Raw genomic sequence first — 6,540 nt, 5'->3', positions numbered from 1 at the left:
CATTTCTTCCTTTCCCTTCCCGCCGCCGACCAGGACATGCTGCTGAAACTCAATCTGCTGCCCGAAATCAGCGCCGAACTGGCGGACGTGATGATCGGATCGAGCGAAGCGGGCAAGCTGCTCGACAGGCTCTACCGGCGGCAATTGCTGGTCACGCGAACCGAAAACAGCCGCGACGTTTTCCACCTGCACGACCTCTTGCGGGATTTCCTCGACCGACGCTTCGCGCAGCGTGTGACGGCAGAAGAGCAGAAGTCGCTCAAACAAAGGGCGGCAAAGGTGCTCGCCGACGCTGGTCGTCATGACGAAGCCATACACCTCGCCTTGCAGGCAGAGGACTGGGACCAGGCGAGCGGACTCATGCTGAGCCGGGCGGAGACCGTTTTGGCGCAGGGACATCGAACGACCTTCATCGAATGGGCCGGCCGGTTGCCGGAAGCGTTCATGAACGGCTGGCATTTCTATTGGCTGGGCGTGGCCCACATGCCGAACGACGCCGCGGCAGAGCACTGGCTGTCGAAGGCATGGCAAGCATTTGGTGAGGCCGACGATCTGCGCGGGCTTTGTCTTACGGTGTCGCGCGCGGTTCTGGTCAAGACGGACAGTTGGCGCACCTATGAGGGTCTTTCGGCCTGGACCCGCCGGGCGTTCGAGATCATCGAGCGCGGCCTGCCGGAACTGCCTTCCGAGGAAGCGATGCTGGTGCGCATCGGCATGGTGCGGGCGCTGAACTTCGGCGACGACTACTACCGCAACAGCCCGGCCGGGCAAGCGCTGGAAACCGAACTGCTGGAGCGGCTGACCCGGAATCCCGAGCACGACCCAAGCGGCTTACGGCTGCTTGCCAGCGAAACGCTGATCGAGCATTCCGTATCGGTCATGCGGGCCGATCTGTTCACCAAGGCCGTCGACAGCGTTGTCGAGGATTTGACCGACAAGGAGGTGCTGCCTTGGGTGCTCGGAATGTGGCTGGTCGAGTTTGGCGCCAAGAGCGGCCGTTACTTCCCGTATAAGAGACGGGGTTTTCCCTACCCGTCGGCCGAAGCGGCGTTGCGGGAGGCGATCGCCATCGGTGAGCGCGAGTCGCTCAAGGGTGTGGAGTTCGGTGGCCTGTATCATCTTCAGATGCAGATGAAGTTCCGCAACGACTTTGCCGAGCTCGACCAGGTGGTCGAGCGCCTGGCCGAGATCGCCGACAGCCGTTTCAGCACACAGGTCGCCATCGTCGCCAATTGCTATGCCGCGCTTCATGCCAGGCAAGCCGATTTCGCGGCCGCCTATGAGGATTGCGAGCGCTTCATGGCGGCGAGCGAGGCCGCCAACGAGCCGATGGTCGAGCGCTGGGCGCACTGCATCACGAAGTTCCAGGTGCTGCTCGCCGACAGGAAGCCGCGCGAAGCCGCCGCGCTTCTCAGCGACCTGCTGCCGCGGCTGGATGGCGGCGCCCGCAAGCGAACCGAAATATGCATTCTTGCAGCGGCCGCGCTGGAGAGCCTGTGCGACCAGGGTCCACGCTACGGCGATCGGCTGAAGGTCTTCATGGAGGCGCTGCGCGACGTCAGCTGGCCAATGGTGCTCCTCAACGTTCCGGAATTGCTCGCCGAACTGCTTGGCGATGCGCTTGAGCGCGGCATCGAGCCCAAGCTTTGCCGGTCGCTTATCCGGGAACGCCGATTGGACGCGCCGCAGCGGCGGCCCGCGGCCTGGCCATGGCCGCTCAAGGTCCACGTCCTCGGAGGCTTTCGGCTCGAACTCGATGGAAACCCTCTTAATCTCGGCGCCAAGCCACCGACGAAGGCTCTCGACATCCTGCGGGTACTGGCGATCTCGAAAGACAATACCTGTTCGCTGGAGACCGTTCAGGACTGGCTGTGGCCCGACCTCGACGGCGACCAGGCGCGGGCGGCATGCGAGCAGGCGCTGCATCGGCTGCGCAAGCTGCTCGGGCGGACCGACCTCATCGTTCAGCGCGAAGGCAAGCTTCGCCTCGCGTCGGACAAGGTCTGGGTCGACCTCGCCGACTGGGATGCACGGCTCAAATCCGTGACGACAGCCAATGGCGAGGCGGCCGGGCTGCGACCGGAAGCGGAAGCGCTCTTCCTCGCATTCCCCGGTCCGCTGTTTCTGCACGAGCGAGCCAGCTTCTGGTCGTTCGCCGCCGCTGAAAAAGTGCGTCGCGATCTGGTCGATCTTGGATTGCGGATCGGCCAGCGGCTGGAGACATCCGGCAACACCCAGGAAGCGCGCTCGACCTATTTGAGGGCGTTGGACCTCTATCCGGATGCCGGCCCCGTCTGCAAGGCGCTGATCAGGGAGCGGCTGTCGCGCGGTGATTTCGAAGGCGCGGTCGACGACTATGCACGCTACGAACGGGCGCTGCGCGCCGCCGGCGAAGCGGCGCCCGCTGCGGAAATACGCGCCTTGGTCGAACCCTATCTTGTGCGGCACACGCGCTGAAGACGCTGTCTTGCGCAAAGCCGGCTGACAGCTAGCCCGGATATCTCGCACTCTGCGGCACACGGATCGTTTTGTTCAGACAGGTCGTGCTGCACGCACCCAATCGAGCCGTGCGGCGGGGACAAGGCCGTAATTGTAAAAATTGATACCGTCGACGTCCGGCGCCACCGCCGGCTTCACCTTGGCGGCGAGGATTTCAGGGCCTGCCATTTCCGGATAGAAGAGCCGGTAGCCGGCGCCGAGGAATTTCTCTGCGCCGAGGGCGGCGCGGCCCGCCGCCATCAGGCCCATCACGTCGCCGGCCTGCATGTCGTAGGCACAAAGGATCGCCCCGTCGCAGACCCTGCCGAGCGCTGCCAGATCGCAGCCGCCGAGCCAGCCGTCTCGCAGGTCGATGACGAGGACACGGGTCCCCGGATCGGCAACCTCGCGCAGTTCGGCGACAAGACTGGTCACCGGCTCGAACCGCCACAACAGATAGGCGTGGAGTTGCGGCCAGGGCAAAAAGGTGTCGAGGCCACTTGCGGGAAATTCTGGAAAGCGCCGTTCAGGCACCGCGCGCTCGCACGCCTCGGCAATCCACTGCTTGACGAGGTCACGCGCCGCCTGGCCTTCGATGCCGGCACAAGCGGCGCGGGCGAGGCAGGACGGACAGAAGCACAGCGACAGAAGAAAGTCGTCTTCCGGCGTCAGCCCGACACCATCCTTCTCATGATGGTATTCATGGGCAAAGCCCATGAAGGACGGGCTTTCAAGTTCGATTCTGTCCGGCTTATAAGTGTGCGTAACGTCGGCGACGAGCGCGCGGACATAAGCGCGCGCATCCGGATGCGACGGGCAGAGATTGTAATAATTGGGATCGCCAAAGGCGTTGCGGGTGACGGCCTGCGGATAAAGCATGCCGAGGCGGGTATTGTGCAGGCAGACCGTCCAGCACGACACCTGGAGGCCGCCTGCCTCGCGCCGTTGGATAAGTTCGGCCAGAACGTCGCCACCTTCCGTGATCATTTCGGCCACCTTCGGCTGGATCACGAGATCGGCCCATCGGGCGGCGGTTGGCTTGAAGTAGATCGTGCCGTCCTCCGGGAAATAGGCTTTGCGGCGTGGGCTGCGCGGCTGCAGGAAGCGACCGGCATGATAGGAGGTCGCGAGACTGATCATGTTGAGCCTGGCGCGCTCGACGAGATCGCGTTCGACGGCTTCCAAGCCCAGATCCTGGACATCCCAGGGGTAGGTCCACATCGAAAGCTGCATGAAATCTCCTCGGTTTTCTATAATGGCGCCGTGAGCAAACGCCGATGGTTTCCTGTCAGCCTTCCACCGGTTCGGCGACCTGCAGAAGGCAATCTCCTGCCTCGCACATCGTGTGCAGCCGGCGCGAAAGTACGATGCCGCCTTCGGCGAAATGCAGGGCTTCCTCGGCCAGATCGAGCCGTTCCAGGTCGTGATACCAGCCGGCCAATTGTCCGGCGCTGACGCCGTCGCCGAGCCTGACGGCGGGTTCGAACCAGCCGCGGCGGGTGGCGAAGAGGCCCTGACCGTGCCGGGAAAGCGAGAGCAGTCGCGTCGGCGCCGAAGGCTTTGACTCCGGCGAAAGAACCGGCGCCTCGACCACGCCGATGGCGACCATCAGACTGTCGATCGCGCGAGCGGTAATCGCCATCGTATCGACTGTGGCAGTGCCGCCGCCGCCGAACTCGCCGCTGACGCCGATGGCACCGGCCCGGCGGGCTGCGCCCATCGAGGTTGGCGAGGCCTGACCATTGTTGGCCACGAACCCGTACGGCATGCCGAGCGCCCGCATCAGTTCCACCCCGCGCCCATGCCTGTCGGGATCGGTATTGCGCTCGATGAGCGCCGTGGGAAGATGCTCCATCGAGGTGCCGCCCGAATGAATATCGAAGATGACGTCGTGGCGGGGAAACAGTTCCGTCTCGAGGAAATTGGCAAGCCGGCTTGTCGGCGCGCCCGACGGATCGCCGGGAAAGGCGCGGTTGAGATTGCCGCCATCGAGCGGCGAACAGCGTTTGGCGGCCATGACCGCCGGTGCGTTCACCATCGGCAGGACGGTGACGCGGCCCTTGAGCCGCTTGGGATCGAGCCGGCGGATCAGCTTTGCCAGCGACAGCTCGCCCTCATATTCGTCACCGTGATTGCCGGCCATCAGAAGCAGCGACGGGCCTTCACCGTTGCGTATGAGGCAGATCGGGACCTTGACCTGGAAATAGGGCGAACGGTCTATCGAGAACGGAATGCTGAGATAACCTGATGTCTTGCCGTCCCGGTCGAAGTCGAGCGTATGGGTGAGGCCGGTGTGCATGGCGGCAACTCAGGCGGCGGCGATCGCGGTGACCTCGATGCGGAGGTCGGGATCGGCGAGACGCGCCTCGACGCAGGCCCGCGCCGGCAGGCGTTGAGGATCCACCCAGGCATCGTAGACGCTGTTCATGGCGTCGAAGTCGCCGATCTGCGGCAGGAAGACGTTGACCGCCACAAGCTTTGACTTGCTGCTGCCGGCCTCGACCAAAAGCGCCTCGATCTTTGAGAGCACATCGCTGGTCTGGTCTTCGATGCCGGCCTTGCGATTGTCGGCTACCTGGCCTGCGATGTGGACGAGGCCGCCATAGACGACCGCCTGCGACATGCGGGAGCCGGACTGGAAATACTTGATCATATCGGATCCTTTCGAGGTTTCTTTGGGGCCGCCGCAAGCTCCGGTCAGCCGAAATAGGTGGGAAAGGCGTGGCGGACATGCCCGGCCGCGTCGACGCCGAAGATCACGCGATAGCGATCGAGGCAGGTGCAGGGATGGGAGATGCCGAATTCAACGACGTCGCCAACGGCAATGTCGTCGCCCGGCGCGATTGTCAGGAAGGCGTGCTGGTCGTTGAGCTTGAAGACCTCGGCGCGTGGTATCGGCAGCGGCTTCCCGGCCCGGAAGACCGCGAGCACCATCGGAAAGCCCTGATCGAACGACACGTCGCGCATGCCCATGCCGCATATCGCAAGGCCGGCCTCCGGCCGCGACAGCACCTCGGCCCACAGGCGCAAAGCCGGACGAAACGAATTTCGTGCGGAAGCACCGACGCCGCCGACCGCAAAACCCTTGCGGGCATCGAGTGCAACAAGCGAGCGGTCATAGATGCCATGGTCGTGGAAGAAGATGGCGCCGCTGCGCAACACCAGCGTCGCATTGCTGTCCCTGGAAACGGTGGGCGAAAGTGCTGCGACCACTTTGTCGAAGAACACAGAGCCGCCGGCCGTGACGACCAGCGGCACGTCGCCGCCGACGCGGGCGCGCAGCCGCAGGAACATGTCGGCGGTCATCGCCAGCAGAGCCGAGATCGCCGCATCAGTGCGGCCAGGATCGGGTTGCGCCGCGGCACCTTCGTAGGCTGCGACGCCGGCGATCAGCAGCCGTCCGCCGGCCGCATCAACTGCATCGGCGATCGCCTCGGCTTGCGTCGTGGTCCGCGCGCCTGCCCTCCCCGCACCGAGGTCGACGATCACGCGCAACGGCGGCAGCGTCGCATTGGCCCGCCAGGCTTCGGCAAGCGCATTCACGGCGGCGATCGAGTCGGCGAAGACGAAGAGCTCGACGCCTGGCCAGGCGCCAACCAGCGCCGCGAGCCGGTTCGCACCGCCTGATCCACCAACCTCGTTGGCGATGATCAGCCGTGTGAGGCCGGCCCTGAGCATCACTGCGGCCTGCCTAATATCCGCGACGGTCGTGCTCCATGCTCCGGCTTCTACCAACGATCGAGCAAGGTCTGGCGCCATCGGGGTTTTGGCATGCGGCGCGATCATCGCGCCCTGTTCGCGCGCGTAGCGCAGAAACAGATCACTATTGGCGATGAAGGCCTCCTCGTCGAGGGTCAACACCGGCAACGACATGCGCCCGTCAGCCGGATGCCAGCGCTCAGATGCGACAAGGCTGCTGTCCAGCCCGAAGGTGCCGGGCGGCACGCCGCGGATGCGATCGTCGAGCAGGAAATTTTCACGGGTCGCGAGCGACAGTACGGGTGAGTTTTCGGTCATCCGATGCTAGTCCTTTCGCCTTCGCAGGATGAAGTCCGGTTCGAT

At 64.4% G+C, this 6,540-nt stretch carries 5 protein-coding genes; 1 reads left to right on the top strand and 4 read right to left on the bottom strand.

The features are described 5' to 3' along the window. Positions 1–2,457 (top strand): AfsR/SARP family transcriptional regulator (locus tag AC0L2B_RS06510; protein ID WP_473744649.1); only part of this gene is annotated, 2,457 nt, incomplete at its 5' end. 75 nt (positions 2,458–2,532) lie between these two features. On the opposite strand, the gene AC0L2B_RS06505 is transcribed toward AC0L2B_RS06510, so the two are convergent. The 4 genes from AC0L2B_RS06505 to AC0L2B_RS06490 are packed head-to-tail and all read right to left on the bottom strand — an operon-like array spanning position 2,533 to position 6,495. Then, on the bottom strand, positions 2,533–3,711 hold the full coding sequence (locus AC0L2B_RS06505; RefSeq protein WP_473744648.1) for a hypothetical protein: 1,179 nt from the start codon (positions 3,709–3,711) through the stop codon (positions 2,533–2,535). A 55-nt stretch (positions 3,712–3,766) separates the two neighbouring features. Beyond that, positions 3,767–4,777, bottom strand: a complete 1,011-nt coding sequence (locus AC0L2B_RS06500) for a succinylglutamate desuccinylase/aspartoacylase family protein (RefSeq protein WP_473744647.1) — start codon at positions 4,775–4,777, stop codon at positions 3,767–3,769. A 9-nt stretch (positions 4,778–4,786) separates the two neighbouring features. Beyond that, positions 4,787–5,131 carry a RidA family protein gene (locus tag AC0L2B_RS06495; RefSeq protein ID WP_473493134.1) on the bottom strand — a complete coding sequence of 115 codons (345 nt, stop codon included), beginning with the start codon at positions 5,129–5,131 and terminating at the stop codon, positions 4,787–4,789. A gap of 44 nt (positions 5,132–5,175) precedes the next feature. Further along, positions 5,176–6,495, bottom strand: coding sequence for an alanine racemase (locus AC0L2B_RS06490; RefSeq protein ID WP_473744646.1), 1,320 nt, complete (start codon positions 6,493–6,495; stop codon positions 5,176–5,178). Positions 6,496–6,540 lie beyond the last annotated feature (45 nt).

This window comes from Mesorhizobium sp. WSM4815 (assembly GCF_055811575.1).
This window is presented reverse-complemented; position numbering and strand designations above follow the sequence as displayed.